This is a genomic window from Vibrio sp. 1288, assembly GCF_033344475.1.
This window is the reverse complement of record NZ_JAWPOX010000017.1, coordinates 1-17360: the sequence shown is the minus strand read 5'-3', so window position 1 is coordinate 17360 and position 17360 is coordinate 1. Positions and strand designations below refer to the sequence as shown.

Sequence of the window (17360 nt, the reverse complement as noted above, 5' to 3'; positions counted from 1 at the left end):
AATGTACTTTTTTGGGGTTCCAATTTTAAAGGGGAGCTGCTTTACTTTCTAGATATAGTGCGTCGAACGCTTATTTTATAAGTGTACAATAATTTTTACATAAACTTTTTAGACGCCTATCTCTATGCATACACAACAAACTAATTTTGGAGAAAAAGCGTGGCTACAACTAATACAGCAGCACCACGTGATACGTGGGGGTCTAAACTAGGCTTCGTAATGGCAGCAGCGGGTTCCGCTGTCGGTTTAGGCAATATATGGAAATTCCCTTACACAGCAGGTGAGAGTGGCGGCGGTGCATTCGTTGCTATCTATCTTATCTTTGTAATTTTTATCGGCTTTAGCGTGATGCTGACAGAGTTCGCTATTGGTCGTAAGACAGGTCTTTCTGCCGTAGGTGCATTCAAAACAACTGACCGACGCTGGACGTTCACTGGCGTTATGGGAGTTTTCAGTGGTCTTTTGATCATGGGCTTCTACCCTGTGGTTGGTGGTTGGGCATTGGCCTACATCTTTAAAGTGGGTGGTGGTCTACTCAGCGCGCCAGAAGCAATTGGCGACAGTTTTGGCGGTTTCATCTCAGATCCGATTCAACCTTTAATGTGGATGGGTGTTTACCTGTTCCTTAACGTCATGATCGTGATGAAAGGGATTTCGGGTGGTATTGAGAAAGCCGGTAAGGTTCTGATGCCGCTTCTGTTCTTAATCCTAATCGTTGTTTCTGTTAAGGGCTTAATGCTGCCAGGTGCAATGGCTGGCCTTGAGTTCTTATTCATGCCGGACTTTTCTAAAGTCGACAGCAACGTGGTTCTTGCTGCACTAGGACAGGCGTTCTTCTCACTTAGCTTAGGTATGGGTTGTATGATGACGTACGGTTCTTACCTGAAGAAGAAAGAGAATCTAGTTCAAACAACCGGTATGGTTACAGCGATGGATACTGGTGTCGCGATTCTTGCTGGTGTTGCTATGTTCCCAGCAATGTTTGCCTTTGGCATGGAGCCTGCAGCAGGCCCTGGTCTTGTATTCGTTGTCGTTCCTCAGCTATTTGCTGAAATGGGCGGAGTGATTGGGTTGCTATTCGCGTTGCTATTTTTCATCGGTTTGACGGTGGCGGCATTAACTTCTTCAGTATCACTATTGGAAGTTGTCGTGTCTTACCTAATCGACGAGAAAGGCATGAAGCGCTCTAACGCAGTTCTGTCTGCAAGCGCAGTTATGGCGGCATTATGTATTTTTGCGTCACTATCGTTAGGTGGAATGGGACCAACGCTGTTTGGTACCGGTGCCTTTGATATCTTCGACTTGCTAACGGACAAAATCTTCCTAGCGGTTGGTGGTATGTTGGTTTGTATCTTTGCTGGATGGCGCCTAAGCCGTGCTGAGCTAGAAAAAGAGATCACTAATGACGGCGAAGTATCCTTCCCGCTATTTGGATTGTGGTACAACCTAGTTAAATACCTGATTCCTGTTGCGATTGCTATTGTTGCCTTCATGGGGATTAAGTCTGGCTTTGATAGTGGTAAAGGTGAAATCATGCTGCTGGGTATCGCAATCATTGGTCTTGCTGGTATTTTCTCTAGAAAGCTCTAGCTCAGGCCTTAGGGCAAGCCTCGATAGCTTTGTCCGATAACTTATGTATACTGCTGGCTCCAAACGTGGAGCCAGTTTTTTTATGTTCGATATTCTACATACCCATCCCGATTTTCTGATCATCAATAAGCATCCCAACGTCTCTGTTCATAAAGACGATGGCGACACAATGCTGCTGCAAGAAGTGGCTAAGCAGAGTGGTGATCAGCAGCTCTATCTTATCCATCGCTTGGATAAAATGACATCGGGTATTCTGCTCCTCGGACGCAACGCCAAAGCGGCCAGTGCGTTATCGCAAGCCTTCGCTGACCGCCAAGTAGAAAAGTTCTACCTAGCGATTGGCTCTAAAAAGCCGAAAAAGAAACAAGGTTTGGTCGTTGGTGATATGGAGCGTTCGCGCCGTTCATCATGGAAGCTGGTCAACAGCAAAAATAACCCAGCCGTCACCCAGTTTTTCTCTCTTGCGGCAGAGCCCGGAGAGCGCCTATTTTTATGTAAGCCACACACTGGTAAAACGCATCAAATCCGCGTGGCATTAAAATCGGTTGGCTCAGGTATTGTTGGCGACCCGATTTACAATGCAGGCAATGAGGCTGATCGCGGTTACCTGCATGCATTTTCACTTTGCTTCCAATACCGAGATGAGCAATATCGCTTTGTTTGCGATCCACGAGAATACAAAGTGCTTGGTAACAAATGGCACAGTGAAATCGTCTCTCAGGGTTTGGATACTTGGCTTTCCCCCTGGGAACTGAACTGGCCTACGATCAAATAACCGTCACAAAGAAAACTAATAAGAGAACTCGATGCAAGCATCACAACTTTCGCTGTTTTTTCAGCATCTAGAAACCGAGCTCGCGCAAGCTCCGAATGAAATTCGTCGACTGTTTCACGGTCGTGGCCGTCGTTTTGAAGGTCTAGAGCAAATCACCTGTGACTGGTTACAAGGTCAGTTGATCATCAACTTGTTTAAAGAAGTCGACGACGCGTTTCTCGCTGAGCTGAAAAGCGGCCTCAATGCGTTGGCACAATCGCAGTTGTGGGCAGACAAGCAAGGTCGTACTATGGTTCTTCAGCACCGTTATGCCGATGGTACGCCTTCAGAAGTGCTTGTCGGTGAATTAGACGCTCGCCCTGTCGTTGAAGAAAGCGGTTTGAAATACCAATTGGATATTGGCCGCAACCAAAACTTCGGTCTGTTTTTGGACATGCGCTACGGTCGTGATTGGGTTCGCGAAAATGCGAAGCACAAAAACGTGCTTAACTTGTTTGCTTACACCTGTGGCTTTTCTGTCGCTGCCATTGCGGGTGGCGCAGATAAAGTGGTTAACGTCGACATGGCAAAAGCGTCGCTGTCTAAAGGTCGTGAGAACCACAAGCTAAATGGTCATAACATCAACCAGGTAAGCTTTATGGGGCACGATATCTTCAAATCGTGGGGTAAGATTAAAAAATCTGGTCAGTATGGCTTGATTATCATCGATCCGCCTTCATTCCAGAAAGGCAGCTTTGCGCTGACTAAAGACTACAAAAAGATTCTACGTCGATTGCCGGATTTGTTGGCAGAAGGCGGTCAAGTGATGGCATGTGTGAACTCACCATCTGTGACAAGCGACTTCTTGATTGAGAGCATGAAAGAAGAAGCGCCAGAGTTGACATTCCGTGAGCGTCTGGATAACCCACCAGAGTTTATAGACGTAGACAGCGAAGCAGCATTGAAAGTGTTGCTGTTTAGCGAGAAGCAATGAAGACGAAACGAAAGTTGTGCCTATCTATAATACCAGCCGTTTGAGTACGGCTGGCATTTCCACGATACCCCGTTAATCTGAATAGCGAGACGCGAGTGTGATTCAGAGTCTATTATCAGAGTGAGTTATTCCTAACACGCTGATATTAGATTCCTGATCTCGCCTAGGCTCGTCGGAATGACGGGAAACAATAAAAGATCGATACCAGCAGCATTAACCGATCTGCACTTCAATATCCGCTTCGATGGTTGATGAGCAGGCGAGCACATAGCCTTGTTCAATTTCTTCTTGCGTCAATGTTTCTAGGCTGGTGGAAGAGACGTTGCCTTTACGAACCTTGCATTTACACGAGCCACAAATCCCGCTTCGACAAGCGACGATTAATGGTAAACCTGCGCCTTCGAGCACATCGGCCAGTACCTGACCTTTTTGCGCATCGATGCTTTGAGCAAAATCAGGAACAGAAACGTTAACCGTCTCATCGGAGACCGATGATTCTGCGCCAGTCGCTGGCGTAAAACTCTCTTGGTAGAAGTTCGTCATTTCAAAACCAAGATCATTCAAATAGCCGTGAACATCTTGCATAAACTGGCTTGGACCACACAGGTAAACGGTGCGTTGCTTGAAATCAGGAACAAGCTCTTTAATCCAGTCGGCATTCAAACGACCTTGTGGGTGTGACGTTCCTTCGCGGTTTTTCAGCAACAGCTTTAAATGGAAGTTGGGATATACGGCGTCTAACGTTTCTAGCTGATCGTAGTAAATCGTCTCTTCTGGGCTGCGTGCGATATGAAGAAATGCGATGTCCACATCGTTTTCGTTTTCATCTTGATTACTCAGCCAGTGTTTTGCCATCGAAAATACGGGCGTGACGCCGCAACCTGCACTGATAAGCAAGGCTTTTGTTTCGCCATCACGTAACACGGGTGGATGGTCGATGCAGTTAAATTCGCCTGCTGGTGGTAATGCTTGAACAGTATCACCGAGCAGCAGCGAGTCAACGATGTAGTTCGATACTTTACCGCCAGATACTCGTTTGATGGTGAGTTGAAGGTGATCGTCTTCATTGATCGAGCTGATTGAATAGGCGCGAAACTCCATTTTTCCATCAATTTCCACGCCTAAGTTAATAAACTGGCCAGGCTTAAACTGAAACAGAAGTGACTCGGTTAGTTCAGCCAATTTGATGCTGACGGTGTCGTGTGTTTCGAAGTATTTGTCGATGCAACGGAGTGTGACGGGTTGGTTACCTTGCCATTCAAAAAACATAACAATCTCTTTGGTTGTGGCTATTTTTGGTTCGAAATAGATAGCGCCTCCGCGTAAGGAGGCGCGTAACAAGCAAGTTTATTAAGCTGCTAGGATGGCTTTTAGATCATCCTGAACATTGCCAATACTGCGCATATCGAACTTCTCTTGGATGATGGCGATTAGGTTTGGCGTTAGGAATGCCGGTGCAGTAGGGCCTGTGTAAATGCCTTTCACGCCCAATGCAAATAGCGTTAGCAAGATAACGATCGCTTTTTGCTCGAACCAAGAAAGCACAAGCGTGAGTGGTAGTTCATTGATATCACAGTCAAACTCTTTCGCCAGTGCAAGTGCAAGCTGGATTGCAGAGTAAGCATCGTTACATTGGCCCACATCCAATAGGCGAGGGATGCCGTTGATATCTCCGAACGTATTCTTGTTGAAGCGGAACTTACCACACGCCAAGGTCAGGATTAGCGTGTCTTCTGGCGCTTCAGCCGTAAAATCGGTGTAGTAGCTGCGTTCCGCTTTATCACCATCACAACCGCCGACTAGGAAGAAGTGTTTGATGTTGCCTTGCTTCACTTGGTCGATAACCGCAGGGGCGGCGTTCATCAGTGCATTGCGACCAAAACCAACCGTGATGTGGTGTTCGATTTCATCGTGTTGGAAACCGTCTTGCGCTAGAGCACATTCAATCACTTGGCTAAAATCATCGCCTTCGATGTGAGCCACTCCAGGCCAGCCAACAATACTGCGGGTGAATAGACGGTCTGCGTATTGACCCACATTTGGATTCAACAAACAGTTTGACGTCATTACGATTGCGCCAGGGAAGTTTGCGAATTCTTTCTGCTGGTTTTGCCATGCGCTGCCGTAGTTACCGACAAGATGAGAGTATTTCTTCAGCTCAGGGTAGCCGTGTGCAGGCAGCATTTCACCATTGGTGTAAACGTTAATGCCTTTGCCTTCGGTCTGTTGCAGGATTTTTTCTAGGTCATGCAAATCATGGCCAGAAACAAGAATACATTTACCTTTTACTGGCTTGACGTTCACCGTGGTTGGTTCTGGATGGCCGAAGGTCGTTGTTTCACCTTGGTCGAGCATTTCCATCACTTTGTAGTTCATCAGGCCAATGCGCATTGAGCAATCAAGTAGTTCGCCAAGATCTTCAGGGTCTGTGCCCAACCACGCCATGATTTCATGGTATTCGGCATAGATATCGTTGTTGGTTTGCTCAAGAACACGTGCGTGCTCCATGTACGCGGCTGCACCTTTAAGTCCGTATAGGCAAAGTAGGCGTAGGCCAATAACATCTTCATGTACTTGGTCTTTACCACGGTTAACCGCGACTTGAGGAGCAAAAGCTAAGATCGCTTCTGCGCTGTTTGGTAGCTCGAAGTTGGCAACGGCAGGAATGTCAGTAAGGTTGGTGTTTGACAAAGTTGCAGCAGACATTACTTGCTCTTTTAGCAATGCTTTGTACGTTGCCGCTTGAGAAGTTAGCTCTAGGACACGTTCAGGGTCAAAGTTTACGTTCGTCAATGTAGAGAAAAATGCCTTTGGTGCCCATTGGTTGATTTCATCGTTAATGATGTTGAATTCAAGTGCTTTTGATGCCCAAAAAGAAACCCCTTGCAGTGTGTAAACCAACACGTCTTGAAGGTCAGATACTTCAGAAGTTTTACCACACATACCTTGTGCAAAAGAACAACCTTTAACAGCTGGGGTTTGAATTGTCTGTTCACATTGAATACAGAACATATTGGGTTCTCCAGTGATTGTTTTAATAGTCGTGATGTTGACCACTAGAGAGCAGAATGTGTGCCAATTATTATCTTGTTGATTTATATTGAATTTTATCAGATTTAGGAGAGTGGTTGATGTAATTAAGACAACGGGGTTGATGTCTTAATCACATCGACTTCTTGTGGTCGGTTATTTATTGATCCCGAGCTTTTTACCCATCCGATATAAGTTCCCGCGATTCATTTGTAAAAACTCCGCTGCTTTTGCCCAAACGCCACCAGTTTGGCTCAAAGCATGTTCAATTAAATCACGTTGATAGCTTTCTATTAGCTCTCGCATTGGTTGGCTTTCTTTAGGCAGATAATGCGATGTGTTTTTTACATCATCGAGAGCCAGTGAGGTGTCAAAATGGTTAAGCATGATCGTGCTTGCACCTTGTTGAATAGCGTGTAAAGCCGCGCGAGTTAAAGTGTGTTCGAGCTCGCGTACGTTTCCGTACCAAGGTAAAGACTCCAGTTGAGTCAACACTTTAGGGTGAACGTGAAGATTGGGCGCATTAAATTGTTGGCGTACCTTTTCTAACAGATATCCGGCTAAAACGGGAATATCACCGTCACGGGCACGAAGTGGGGGAACTTGGATTGGGAATACGTTTAAACGGTGGAAAAGGTCTGCTCGAAACGTGCCAGCTTCGACCTCTTTTTCTAATTGTCGATTGGTCGCGGCGATGATGCGCACATTGACCATCAAATGCTGATCGCTACCCACACGTTGCAGCTCGCCTTGCTGAATTACGCGCAGCAATTTTGCTTGCAAAATCATAGGCAGTTCGCCCACTTCATCAAGGAAAATCGTTCCACCGTCTGCCAGTTCAAACTTACCGGCACGGTGGCTATTAGCACCTGTAAATGCGCCTTTGACATGGCCAAACAGTTCACTCTCAGCCAGACCTTCAGGCAGGGCCGCACAGTTGACGTAAATCATCGGCTTATCGCTACGATGAGATTGCGCGTGTACTGAGTGCGCGACCAGTTCTTTACCAGTACCGGTCTCTCCTGTGATAAGTACTGCGTAATCTGATTGAGCAACAGTCGCAATGTTGTTTCGTAACTGGTTGATCTGTGGACTCAAACCCACCATTTCGCCATGTTGAGAACGGGCTTGCTGGATAAGGGTTTGAGTGACGCTTTTTTGCTTCTGGTTTTGTGCTTTGAGTGCTTTTAATTGCGCAATGTTACGCAATGTCGCAGCGGTCAAAGCCGCAAAGGTTTCGATAGCGACAGGATCGATGCCATCAAACGCGCCCACCGTTAGTGCATCCATCGTTAGTGCGCCAACAAGTTGGCCTTCGACATACAAGCTAAAGCCCATGCAATCGTGAACATCAATGCATTGGTCTTCAGTTAATAGTGTGCCGTCGAAAGGATCCGGCAGTGAACAATCGGCATCGAAACGCACCGGTTCACGGCTATGAATAATGGCATCTAAACGAGGGTGCGCCTTGGGGAAATAGCGACGACCTAAGACCGAGCTGGATAAGCCTTTTACCGCGACAGGAGTTAGAAAACCATCCTCATCGAAGATAAACAGGCAGCTCGCATCACATGGGAATACTTGCGCGACCCCATCAATGAGATTTTGATATTGCTGCTCGTGAGAGCGATTTGAGCTGAGGTTTAGCGCGATATTAAGGAGTACGTGGTCAACAGTCGGAGTCATAACAAGCCCAAAGTTATCTGGAATGGGCTCATGCTAGCAACTTGATGTCATTTGAACATCGAAAGGTGTGGGAGATTGATGTTCCATTGACGACGATCAAGTTTGATACGAAAAGAAACGCGCAAGTTAACAAGCCAGTGATGTAAGCTTGCGCGGGTTAGGTGTTTGAATTAAAGCAGGCCAAAGGTTTGGTTCGTCCGAATTAACGAGGAACGACTCTAGCGTCATTACCAGAAACATTGATTTGGACCGCTTGGCCTGGTTGGAAAATCATGTTTGGATTTGCTTCTTGAACAATAGAGATAATCTTTCCGTCCTCTAAACGAATGGTCAGATTCACGCCATTTCTTTTCGCGGTTGCTTCAGCCGCTTTGCTGCCTGCATAGCCACCCAATAGACCACCACCAATGGCAGCGATATCCGAGCCAGAACCGCCCCCAACTTTTGAGCCTAAGATCCCGCCCACGGCAGCACCAGCGATGGTGCCAATGGCATTGGATTGGGTAGAGGCATCAATGGTTACGGGTTCTACTTTTTCTACTGTGCCGTAGTAAACCTGCTGAACTTTGCGAGTGTCGGATGAGCCGTATGCATCTCCGTACGGGTTAGGTGAGCTACAGCCGCCAAGCACGAGCGCACAAGTAATGGTGAGCAACATGCCTAAATTGATCTGTTTTTTCATATAGCCTCCGAATGGTTTCTTCATTCAAAGAGTATATACCCCAATTTAACCTGCGTTTTGGTGCTTTATAAAACAGTGGCTTAGCGGCCTGTCCCTTAAGGAAACGCGATTGTCTAAGCAGTATTAATGATCGTTAAGCGTATGAAACCCTGAATAAATACGTGTAAAAGTAGTAAACCAGCATGCCGCGCCAAAGATATACGCGATGACGGCAAAGTGTTGCGGTAGCAAACAAAATAAAACCAAGCAGCCAATGGTTTCTGTACCTTCGGTTAAGCCGCTCATGTAGTAAAGCGATTTGTTTTTATATACCGGATTATCGATGCCTTGTTTTCCTGCCATGATGGCAAAAGCCAAAAAGCTACTACCAGTGCCGATGAAGGAAAAAATCAAAAATGCGCCTGCAACGGCATTGTGCTCTGGGTTGGCAAGCACAAAGCCAAAAGGAATCAACGAATAGAACAAAAAATCTAAGCTGATATCAAGAAAACCACCCGCATCGGTAATGCCCTGAATCCTTGCCAGTGCACCGTCTAACCCATCACAGATTCTGTTCAGCAAAATAAACAGCAACGCCAACAAGTACTGTTCGGCGATCAAAGCAGGCAGGGCAAAACAGCCAAGTACAAAACCAAACACTGTCGTCTGATTTGCAGTGATACCACATTTATCGAGATATGTCGCACTGAGTGCCAGCGGTTTGCGGATGAGCTTTATACTCAGGCTATCAAGCATGATTTGTCTCCCACGGCCAGTTTAGGCAGCGGCTGCCATCAGGAATATCGTCTTCATCGTGCGTTACCATCAAAGTAGGGATGTTCGCTTGCTGCAATTGTTCGGCCACCCAATTACGAAATTGCACGCGCAGGTCTTTATCCAGCTTGCTATAGGGCTCATCAAGTAGCGCAACTTTCGGCTTTGCTAGCAGCATACGAGTCAATGAGATACGGGCACGTTGCCCTCCCGAAATTTGGTCAGGAAAGGACTCTGCTAGTTTGGTCAATGAAATGTTCTTCAGTGCTTGCATAGCGTGAGCTTTACGCTCTTCACCTTTGATTGAGTTTGGTAGCGCGAAGGCAAGGTTCTCCCACACCGTTAAATGAGGGAAGAGCAAATCGTCTTGGAATAGAATACCGACCTGACGCTTATGGGCAGGGAGGGCATCCAACTTTTCGTTATCAAGCGTAATGGATCCAGAGTAGTAGAACTCGGCGGATAGGTGCCCGGCAATGGCATCCAACAAAGTGGATTTACCACAACCGCTAGGCCCCATCAGGGTAACGATTTCACCTTTTTCTACGGTCATATTGAACGCCGAGAAAAGCGCGTCGCCATTGGTTTTACGGATGGCGAGGTTTTCGAGACAAAGACTCATTCAGTAGTAAACCTTTTATAGACAAGCGGCGATACTTTCTGTGCAAGTGGCTAAGCAGTATCGCAAAAGAGAAGAACAAGAATGGCAGCAGAGCTTGCCAAATGGCGTAAATAGCGGTGACACGTCGGTCAAAACCACTGGATAGTGCAACGGCTTCGGTTGTGATGGTGCTAATGCGCCCAGCCCCTAGCACTAATGTAGGTAGGTATTGCGCTAGGCTGACACTAATACCGACAGCACACGCGAATGCAATTGCAGGCAGGAGGATTGGCAGTTTCACTTTTAACCAAGCTTGCATCGGTGATTTACCCAAGCTGAGTGCGACGCGAGTTAAGCCGTTATCGAAGCTGCGCCACGGACCGTCTAGCGAGAGGTAAATAAATGGGAACGCAAAGAATACATGCGCCCAACATACCCAAAAGAAATACGCGTTACTGTTTAAGTACAGCGTCACTACTTGCATACCGAATAGCACGGATAGCTGAGGAATCAGCATTGGGATGGCGATGATGTAACCGGGCACCTGCCAGCGATAACGGAGACGATACTCATGTGCTATTAAAGCAAGAACTAGCGCGACAGTCGCGCTGATTAGGGCGATTGACATACTTTGTTCTAGAGTCCCTAGAATACTGTGCCATTCGTATTCCAAAAAACGCAGGCTGTAACGGCTTGGGAGCAAATCTGGAAAGCGCCAACGTTGGGCAAAGCTCCACAGCACCATGAGTGGAATCATTAGAAGTGCAAGTAGCGCAATCAGTGAAAATAGGGTTTTACCGGGTAAACGAAACCCGTTTCGACCAGAGTACTGCCAGCGTTTGAAGTCTTTGGTCGTTAACCATTCCACCAATCGAGCGAAACCAATCAAAAGACTAGCCATCACAAACAGTATTACTGCCCCAGCGGCCGCTCTTGGTAGGAGCGATAAATCTGGATCGTTAAACCATTGCCATACCAAAACCGCAAACGTCGGCGGGTTGGTAGGGCCAATAATCAGGGCGACATCGACAACGGACAAACTGTAAGCCAATACCGCCAGCATTGGGAAACGAAGTTTTGCTAACCATTGCGGAAATACGCATTTCCACCACGCTTGCGCCGAACTATAGCCCATCGAGTGACTGACTTTTTCAACCTTATCGACTTTCAATTGCTGAAGGATCGGAATACTCATCAACAATAAAAACGGCACTTCTTTAATCGCTAGCATGATGACCAAACCGAGTGCATGTGGGTCTTTAATCAGCAATGCTAAGTCATTCACCGTTTGTGCATTCGGGTCGTAACCAAACAGTTGGTTGAGAACACGAACGCCCATACCCGTTGGGGCAAATAAGAACGCAAAGCCAATGGCAAAAGCGACGTGCGGCATAGCGAGAAGTGGGGAAAGGCTAACTTCAATTTTTCGCCAAAACTTGCTGCCCCAAGACGCCTGTAGAATGGCAAACGTGATGAAGCAAGCCAAGTAGCTACTGAAAATGGCGGAGTAGAAAGTAAGCCCGATGGATGTCCAAACACCTTCCCAATCAAAGACGGCATTGAAGCCATCAAAAGAAAAGTGGTGTAGACCGATAGGAGGTACATAACCGAGCGCAGAGACCACCACTCCAAATAGTCCCGGAATGGTAGGCAAAATACAAACTGCGATAATGACTAAATACAGCGCTCTTAACATGGATTCTTACTAATTCCCGTAGCGTTTCAACCATTCTTTTTCTAACGCCGCTTGCCAACTTGGATGTGGCTCAGCGATAGATTTGAATTGTTGAGTGTTTTTGGCCGAACCAGTTAGGTATTGGTTGCTTAGTACCGAAGGGTCGCCCCAGATGTTTAGGTTACCTTTGCGAGACTGTGCTTCAGGGCTCAATAAAAAGTTTATCGCAACTTGTGCACCAGCACTGGCATTTGCGTTCCAAGGAATCGCTAAAAAGTGGATATTTGAGAGTGCTCCTGCGTCCATTGCGTACGCTTTGGTGCTCTCTGCAAGATTACCGCTCGACTGCGCAGAGAAAACCGCGTTCGGGTTAAAGGTAATCGCCAGGTCAGTCTGACCATCATCTAGTAGCTGAAGGGTTTCTGCTGTACCGCCTGGAAACTGCTTACCACCGCGCCAAGCGACTTTATGGAACTCATCTAGATAAGACCACAGCGGTTGAGTGACTTGCTCAAACGTGTCATCGGTAGCTGGTTGTTGCAGCTCAGGGGCGTTGTTAGACAGTTCAATGAGTAATGCTTTGATAAAGCTTGTGCCATGAAACTCTGGTGGTCGAGGGTAAGTCAGACGATTCGGGAACGCTTTTGCATAGCTCAGCATTTCTGCGAATGATTTTGGAGGGTTATGGAGGGTTTGCTCGTCATGGATAAACACTAATTGTCCTACTCCCCAAGGTGCTTCTAGACCTTCTGTTGGCTCGGAGAAGTCCACATCAATTGGTAGAGATTTATCCACATATTGCCAGCTTGGCAAACCTTCGACAAAAGGACCAAATAGCAATTGGTTATCCTTCATTGATTTGAAGTTTTCGCCATTGATCCAAACCATATCAACACTGCCACCGCTGTTTTTGCCTGCCGCTTTTTCTGCGATAAGTCGAGTAGTGGTCTCAGAAATATCAGTTACTTTAACGTGGTTTAGCGTCACGTTATAACGTGATTTTAGCTCTCTACTCGCCCACTGTATGTAGCGATTAATTTCTTGGCTTCCGCCCCAAGCATGAAAGTAGACGGATTGCCCGTCGGCTTGCTGTTCGATTTTTTGCCATTCGCTATTCACTGATGAATCGGCAAAAGAAGGTGTCGCAAAAGTCGTGGCTAAAATGCCAATGCTGCTGAGTAGCTTTTTCATATCTATTCCGTGTTATGTCTTTTGGTTCTTGCTTTCGTTTCTATTGACGTTTTCGCAAGTCGTTCCGCTCTGTTACAAGGATAGTAATTCATCTCTCTCTATTATCAATGCCAATCCCAAACGGAATCACTCATTGATTCAAAGAATTACTCTCAATGTGAAGCAAAACGAATAAAGGACAAATTTGGTGTCATTTTAGGAGCGGACCGTTTGTTTGAGGATATTCTTTCAAGTAATTGAAAATTATTGTCCCCAGAGATATGAATAGGTTGTTTTACAGAGCAAAATTGATGTCTAAAGCATGGAATTGAGGGCGAAAAGAGAAAGAAAGTTGGCCATTTAAATGACTTTAGCATGCATGACTAACGATTCATCGATATAAAAAAGCAGCCGTTTGGCTGCTTTAAGATACTATCTGGTTTACTTAGTTGGGATTAGTTTACCCAGTCACGTAGTGTAAACGTCAATTCGTGATCGGCACTTTTCAGAACAAGACCATCTTTAGTTAGCGTGATATCGCTCCAGTTAGATAGTGTTTGTGTCATTGCGTTTTCGATCTTCATTTGATCTTCCATACACATCTTCATGGTCATGCCCATTTTTTCGATGCGTAGTTGGTTGTTTTTCAGCTCGGCTTGACCGAAGAAGTTATTACAACCTGCGTTGCCGTTTGCGGTTAGATTTTCACCGATTTCTAGGCGAGCCGCTTTTTGGTGTTCGTCTAGAACGATATTTTTGCCATCAACTTGAACAAGTTCCCAGTTGTGGTGCTGCAAATCTTGAGCCGTTATTTCTTTCACATCATCACCGTTGCTAGCACAAGCAGTCATAAGAACAGGGAGAGAGATTGCTGTAACTAACGTTTTTAGGCTAAGCTTCATTTTATAGACTCCGTTTTTATAAACGCGGTAAGTATAAGTAATAAAACACTGTTTTTGTCAGCATAAGGTTATGGTTTCGTATGTTTTTGACATAACGAAGCATATAGCAAGTTTTGTTGCTGACTAATCTTCTCATTATTTAAACTAGGCCAATACGCCCTAATATGGAAAGAGCGGTTTTAGTATGGAGCAACTGGAGTTTTTTACTGTCCCAAGCCCTTGTGTTGGAGTATGTACCTCCGATGAAAAAGGGTATTGCAAGGGGTGTATGAGAAAGAGAGAGGAAAGGTTTAATTGGCTTAACTTAACCCCCGCTCAGCAGTTGCACGTTATTAAGTTGTGTCGTCAAAGGTACAGACGAAAGATGTTGGCAGGGAAGACGAAGCCAGAACAGCTTCAAGATGAGTCATCGCCTCAGCAAGACTTATTCTAGAATTCTTGTTCAGTCTGTGGGGTTACGCCTTCGCTTTCGGTTCTGATTAGGCTTTTACATATTCCCGGTCCGGCAAGGTGTCCTTTAAGAACCGGGAATCTCCTATCCATTTTCCCTATAGAGCGGTAATTGGCGTTATTTCATCGACCAACGGTCGCTAACCCAGCCTCCCGCTTGTTCGTCGAAGTGATTTCCTGAAAATCGATGATTGAATTCAACATCTAATTTACTTGTTGGGCGTTCATCCATCAGTTGATGAATATATCTCGCCATAGGATCCGTACAAGCTTCACGCTCTCTACGGGTAACTACTTCTTTGATCATTTGGAGTCTGTAGCTATTGCTGGCTCGTTTCATTTTTGACCTCCAGAACTCGATGGCAGCAGTTTGAACACATTGACGTCCAGATCGCTGCTCATTAGTGTGCGCGTGGAGGCACATCACCATCGTTTGAAGTCCAAAGACAAATTGTTTGAGAGCAGTGTTTGTAACGCCATTCACATCTTTCTCAGAATCATTGACTATGCGATTAAAAATGTTTCGCGAAATTTAGCCGATGAACCTGCATATTAAAAAGACCTTATCAAACATAGAAGCCCAACACAGGGGCGTCAATAACACAAATGAACAATTTTTGAACATATTGTGAAGGTGGAGAGTTTTCAGTAATTTATCGAAAATAAAAAACCGAAGCACAAAGCTTCGGTTTTGAGGAAAGCCCTGACGAAATTGCTTGTAAAAGCTCTTAGTGCCAGGGGTAAGGTGTTGAGTATTAGCTACCAGATGCAGGACAGCCTTTTACTGGTTGGCCATTACTGAAGTACTTGATGTTCTCTAAGTTCTTGTTGTAGTTATCCGCAGAGATTTGTGGTTTGTTTACGAAGAACTCGCGCAAAACGTATGCATCGGTTAGCTGTGTAGATTGAACATCGATGATTGGATAGTTATCGCCACCAGCAGCACTGAAGCTGATTACAGAGAATGTGTACGTTGCGTCTAGATCGAAGCCTTTATTGTTAATATCGGTAATGGTTACTGAGCCAGCATCACAATTTACATCTAAAGTGATGTTATCTAGTTGAGCGTAAGCACCAGAGCCTGCAGATTTCGTCGCAACCACGTCTAGGTATTCTTTAACTTCTTTACCTGTCATAGTTGCTTTAGTCACGAAGTTACCAAATGGCTGAACCGTTAATACGTCACGGTAAGTGATATCACCATCTTGGATTGAATCACGCACGCCGCCAGAGTTCATCACACCAAAGTCAGCATTTACCGTTTTGTAAGTACGGTATGCCTCACCGAGTAGGTGACCTAGGTTAGTTTGTTGAGAGCGAACTACGTTACGATCACCTTCTAACTTACCCGTCGTATTAGAAATCTTCTCATCTAATAACTCTTGACCTTGTTGTTGGTATGGCAGTAGTAACGCTTTTACTGTTGCATCTTGTTGAATTCGTTCACCGATAACTTCATCGTTTTCGTCTAGAAGGTTTACAGGAATCAGTGCGTAATTCGCTAAGTGAAGCTTGCCGTCGTAGTATTCGAAGTCAGCACGACCCACATATTTACCCCACTCATGCGCTTGCATAATCCAAGTGCCTTTTTGTTGGTCTGGGGCACAATCATCCCCAGGTTTGAAATCAGCATACTCATTGGTACCTGGTTCCATACATACAGGGTTTTGTGAGTGACCACCGATGATAGCGTTTAGCTGTCCTTCTTCAAGAGAGCGAGCGAGTTTAACGTCACCTGGTGCTTCACTACCGTTTTTGCCATCTTCGTAGTGACCCATGTGCGTCGTTGCAAATACTAGGTCTACCTTTTCGTTCTCTTCGATTTCCTTCAGTACCTTTTTGATTTCTACTTGAGGGTCTTCGAAGTGGATGTTTGATACGTTGTCTGGATTGACTAGCTTCGCAGTGTCTTGCGTTGTTAGACCAATAACAGCGATCTTAAGGCCGTTGATAGTAAATACTTTGTAAGGGTCGAAGTAACGCTCGTTTGTATCTTTTTTATAGATATTCGCAGCCAGCATAGGGAAGTCAGCTAGCTCGGCCTGCATATCGAGAATATCTAGTGAGTTATCAAATTCGTGGTTACCGACAGCCATTGCATCGTAACCAAGTAGGTTCATCCCTACGAAGTCTGGAACCGCATCTTGCATGTCTGATTCTGGTACACCGGTATTAATATCACCGCCAGATAGCAGAATGGTTTCACCGCCTTTTGCTTCGACTTCTGCGCGGATAGATTCGATTAAAGTGTGACGCGCAGCCATGCCGTATTCGCCGTCGCTGTTATGCCAAAAGCGACCATGGTTATCGTTAGTGTGGAGAACGGTGAACTTAGTACAAGAATCTGCAGTCTCGCAGGTTACTGGAGAATTGTCGCTGTCTGAGCCGCATCCTGCTAGCGCAGCGCCCACTGCCACTACCAAAAGAGATTTGGAAAACTTCATAAGGGATCCTTTCTTTGTGATTTTGTTATTGTTACGGCGTGAAATATACGGAATTAATGTGAAACTTTAGTGATCTATCTCTTATTTATACTTCTATCGGAGAAATGAATTAATAAGCCTGCAAACTACGTCTATAAATAAACAGAATTGGTATTTAGTATTTATTTTATATCGCTAGCTCTATTTTTTGTGAGGTAGTTAATTGAATGTGTGTTGTTTGTGTGAATCAATGCGCATTTTTGCGAAGTATTACGCTGATTTTGGTGATTATTTTGCCAGGTTTATGTTTTTCCTAATAGGTATGACACAAATCGTTATAAATTTTCGCTCTAATAATGAGGGGCTCGGTTTGTATGCATAATGAACAGCACAGAGCTTAAACTCATTTGATCATGGCTTTATTCTGCCAAACTCTATCAAAAATTGTATTTATCTCTTTACTATAATTGCGATCGTTTAGAAACCTTATGCTTTAGGCATCGTTTATTTATCCTCATCCGATACCTTATCGTGCTTATTCCGCATTTGACACTCGAGTGTTTAAACAAATAGATTGGCTATGTTCCCTTTAATTGTTGCTGAAGACTTAACATCCTGTTTTCATTAAGTTCTTCAGTAACTTCCATGTA

General features: G+C 45.3%; 15 protein-coding genes. 4 read left to right on the top strand and 11 right to left on the bottom strand.

The window, feature by feature from the left end:
- The first annotated feature begins 219 nt into the window (after positions 1-219).
- From R8O11_RS13940 to R8O11_RS13930, 3 genes are all read left to right on the top strand, one after another.
- Positions 220-1590: a sodium-dependent transporter gene (locus R8O11_RS13940; protein WP_043884644.1), complete on the top strand. Its 1371-nt coding sequence runs from the start codon at positions 220-222 to the stop codon at positions 1588-1590.
- Positions 1591-1672: 82 nt separating this feature from the next.
- Positions 1673-2365, top strand: a complete 693-nt coding sequence (locus R8O11_RS13935; RefSeq protein ID WP_104975233.1) for a TIGR01621 family pseudouridine synthase — start codon at positions 1673-1675, stop codon at positions 2363-2365.
- A 31-nt stretch (positions 2366-2396) separates the two neighbouring features.
- Positions 2397-3338: a class I SAM-dependent methyltransferase gene (locus R8O11_RS13930; protein WP_318194230.1), complete on the top strand. Its 942-nt coding sequence runs from the start codon at positions 2397-2399 to the stop codon at positions 3336-3338.
- A gap of 213 nt (positions 3339-3551) precedes the next feature.
- Here R8O11_RS13930 and R8O11_RS13925 read toward each other — a convergent pair whose 3' ends face one another.
- The 9 genes from R8O11_RS13925 to R8O11_RS13885 form a co-directional block, all read right to left on the bottom strand.
- Positions 3552-4607 (bottom strand): hybrid-cluster NAD(P)-dependent oxidoreductase, encoded by a 1056-nt coding sequence (locus R8O11_RS13925; protein ID WP_318194229.1) that lies wholly within the window; start codon positions 4605-4607, stop codon positions 3552-3554.
- 81 nt (positions 4608-4688) lie between these two features.
- The gene (gene hcp, locus R8O11_RS13920; protein WP_170890561.1) at positions 4689-6350 is read right to left on the bottom strand and encodes a hydroxylamine reductase; all 1662 of its coding nucleotides are present in this window, start codon (positions 6348-6350) and stop codon (positions 4689-4691) included.
- Positions 6351-6524: 174 nt separating this feature from the next.
- Positions 6525-8054 carry a nitric oxide reductase transcriptional regulator NorR gene (norR, locus tag R8O11_RS13915; protein ID WP_318194228.1) on the bottom strand — a complete coding sequence of 510 codons (1530 nt, stop codon included), beginning with the start codon at positions 8052-8054 and terminating at the stop codon, positions 6525-6527.
- Positions 8055-8256: 202 nt separating this feature from the next.
- A complete protein-coding gene (locus tag R8O11_RS13910; RefSeq protein ID WP_005386695.1) occupies positions 8257-8736 on the bottom strand; it encodes a glycine zipper 2TM domain-containing protein in 480 nt (159 codons plus the stop codon).
- Positions 8737-8859: 123 nt separating this feature from the next.
- The gene (locus R8O11_RS13905) at positions 8860-9471 is read right to left on the bottom strand and encodes a CDP-alcohol phosphatidyltransferase family protein (protein ID WP_033905112.1); all 612 of its coding nucleotides are present in this window, start codon (positions 9469-9471) and stop codon (positions 8860-8862) included.
- Entirely contained in the window at positions 9464-10111 is a 648-nt protein-coding gene (locus R8O11_RS13900) for an ATP-binding cassette domain-containing protein (protein WP_318194227.1), read from the bottom strand. The genes R8O11_RS13905 and R8O11_RS13900 overlap by 8 nt, the downstream gene beginning before the upstream one ends.
- The gene (locus tag R8O11_RS13895) at positions 10077-11786 is read right to left on the bottom strand and encodes a thiamine ABC transporter permease (protein ID WP_318194226.1); all 1710 of its coding nucleotides are present in this window, start codon (positions 11784-11786) and stop codon (positions 10077-10079) included. Before R8O11_RS13895 ends, R8O11_RS13900 begins: the two co-directional genes overlap by 35 nt.
- A gap of 9 nt (positions 11787-11795) precedes the next feature.
- Positions 11796-12956 carry an ABC transporter substrate-binding protein gene (locus R8O11_RS13890; protein ID WP_203345808.1) on the bottom strand — a complete coding sequence of 387 codons (1161 nt, stop codon included), beginning with the start codon at positions 12954-12956 and terminating at the stop codon, positions 11796-11798.
- Between the two features lie 434 nt (positions 12957-13390).
- Positions 13391-13837, bottom strand: a complete 447-nt coding sequence (locus tag R8O11_RS13885; protein WP_005378077.1) for an META domain-containing protein — start codon at positions 13835-13837, stop codon at positions 13391-13393.
- A 184-nt stretch (positions 13838-14021) separates the two neighbouring features.
- Here R8O11_RS13885 and R8O11_RS13880 point away from each other — a divergent pair, with 184 nt between their 5' ends.
- Positions 14022-14270 (top strand): DUF1289 domain-containing protein, encoded by a 249-nt coding sequence (locus tag R8O11_RS13880; RefSeq protein ID WP_005378062.1) that lies wholly within the window; start codon positions 14022-14024, stop codon positions 14268-14270.
- Positions 14271-14405: 135 nt separating this feature from the next.
- On the opposite strand, the gene R8O11_RS13875 is transcribed toward R8O11_RS13880, so the two are convergent.
- Together R8O11_RS13875 and ushA are read right to left on the bottom strand one after the other, a co-directional pair.
- A complete protein-coding gene (locus tag R8O11_RS13875) occupies positions 14406-14627 on the bottom strand; it encodes a hypothetical protein (RefSeq protein ID WP_005386686.1) in 222 nt (73 codons plus the stop codon).
- Positions 14628-15042: 415 nt separating this feature from the next.
- Positions 15043-16731, bottom strand: a complete 1689-nt coding sequence (gene ushA / locus R8O11_RS13870) for a bifunctional UDP-sugar hydrolase/5'-nucleotidase UshA (RefSeq protein ID WP_203345809.1) — start codon at positions 16729-16731, stop codon at positions 15043-15045.
- Positions 16732-17360 lie beyond the last annotated feature (629 nt).

Excerpts from the sequence above, each read along its gene's own strand:
- R8O11_RS13940 (WP_043884644.1), top strand. The coding sequence starts at position 220 with ATGGCAGCAGCGGGTTCCGCTGTCGGTTTAGGCAATATATGGAAATTC.
- R8O11_RS13935 (WP_104975233.1), top strand. The coding sequence starts at position 1,673 with ATGTTCGATATTCTACATACCCATCCCGATTTTCTGATCATCAATAAG.
- R8O11_RS13930 (WP_318194230.1), top strand. The coding sequence starts at position 2,397 with ATGCAAGCATCACAACTTTCGCTGTTTTTTCAGCATCTAGAAACCGAG.
- R8O11_RS13925 (WP_318194229.1), bottom strand. The coding sequence starts at position 4,607 with ATGTTTTTTGAATGGCAAGGTAACCAACCCGTCACACTCCGTTGCATC.
- hcp (WP_170890561.1), bottom strand. The coding sequence starts at position 6,350 with ATGTTCTGTATTCAATGTGAACAGACAATTCAAACCCCAGCTGTTAAA.
- norR (WP_318194228.1), bottom strand. The coding sequence starts at position 8,054 with ATGACTCCGACTGTTGACCACGTACTCCTTAATATCGCGCTAAACCTC.
- R8O11_RS13910 (WP_005386695.1), bottom strand. The coding sequence starts at position 8,736 with ATGAAAAAACAGATCAATTTAGGCATGTTGCTCACCATTACTTGTGCG.
- R8O11_RS13905 (WP_033905112.1), bottom strand. The coding sequence starts at position 9,471 with ATGCTTGATAGCCTGAGTATAAAGCTCATCCGCAAACCGCTGGCACTC.
- R8O11_RS13900 (WP_318194227.1), bottom strand. The coding sequence starts at position 10,111 with ATGAGTCTTTGTCTCGAAAACCTCGCCATCCGTAAAACCAATGGCGAC.
- R8O11_RS13895 (WP_318194226.1), bottom strand. The coding sequence starts at position 11,786 with ATGTTAAGAGCGCTGTATTTAGTCATTATCGCAGTTTGTATTTTGCCT.
- R8O11_RS13890 (WP_203345808.1), bottom strand. The coding sequence starts at position 12,956 with ATGAAAAAGCTACTCAGCAGCATTGGCATTTTAGCCACGACTTTTGCG.
- R8O11_RS13885 (WP_005378077.1), bottom strand. The coding sequence starts at position 13,837 with ATGAAGCTTAGCCTAAAAACGTTAGTTACAGCAATCTCTCTCCCTGTT.
- R8O11_RS13880 (WP_005378062.1), top strand. The coding sequence starts at position 14,022 with ATGGAGCAACTGGAGTTTTTTACTGTCCCAAGCCCTTGTGTTGGAGTA.
- R8O11_RS13875 (WP_005386686.1), bottom strand. The coding sequence starts at position 14,627 with ATGAAACGAGCCAGCAATAGCTACAGACTCCAAATGATCAAAGAAGTA.
- ushA (WP_203345809.1), bottom strand. The coding sequence starts at position 16,731 with ATGAAGTTTTCCAAATCTCTTTTGGTAGTGGCAGTGGGCGCTGCGCTA.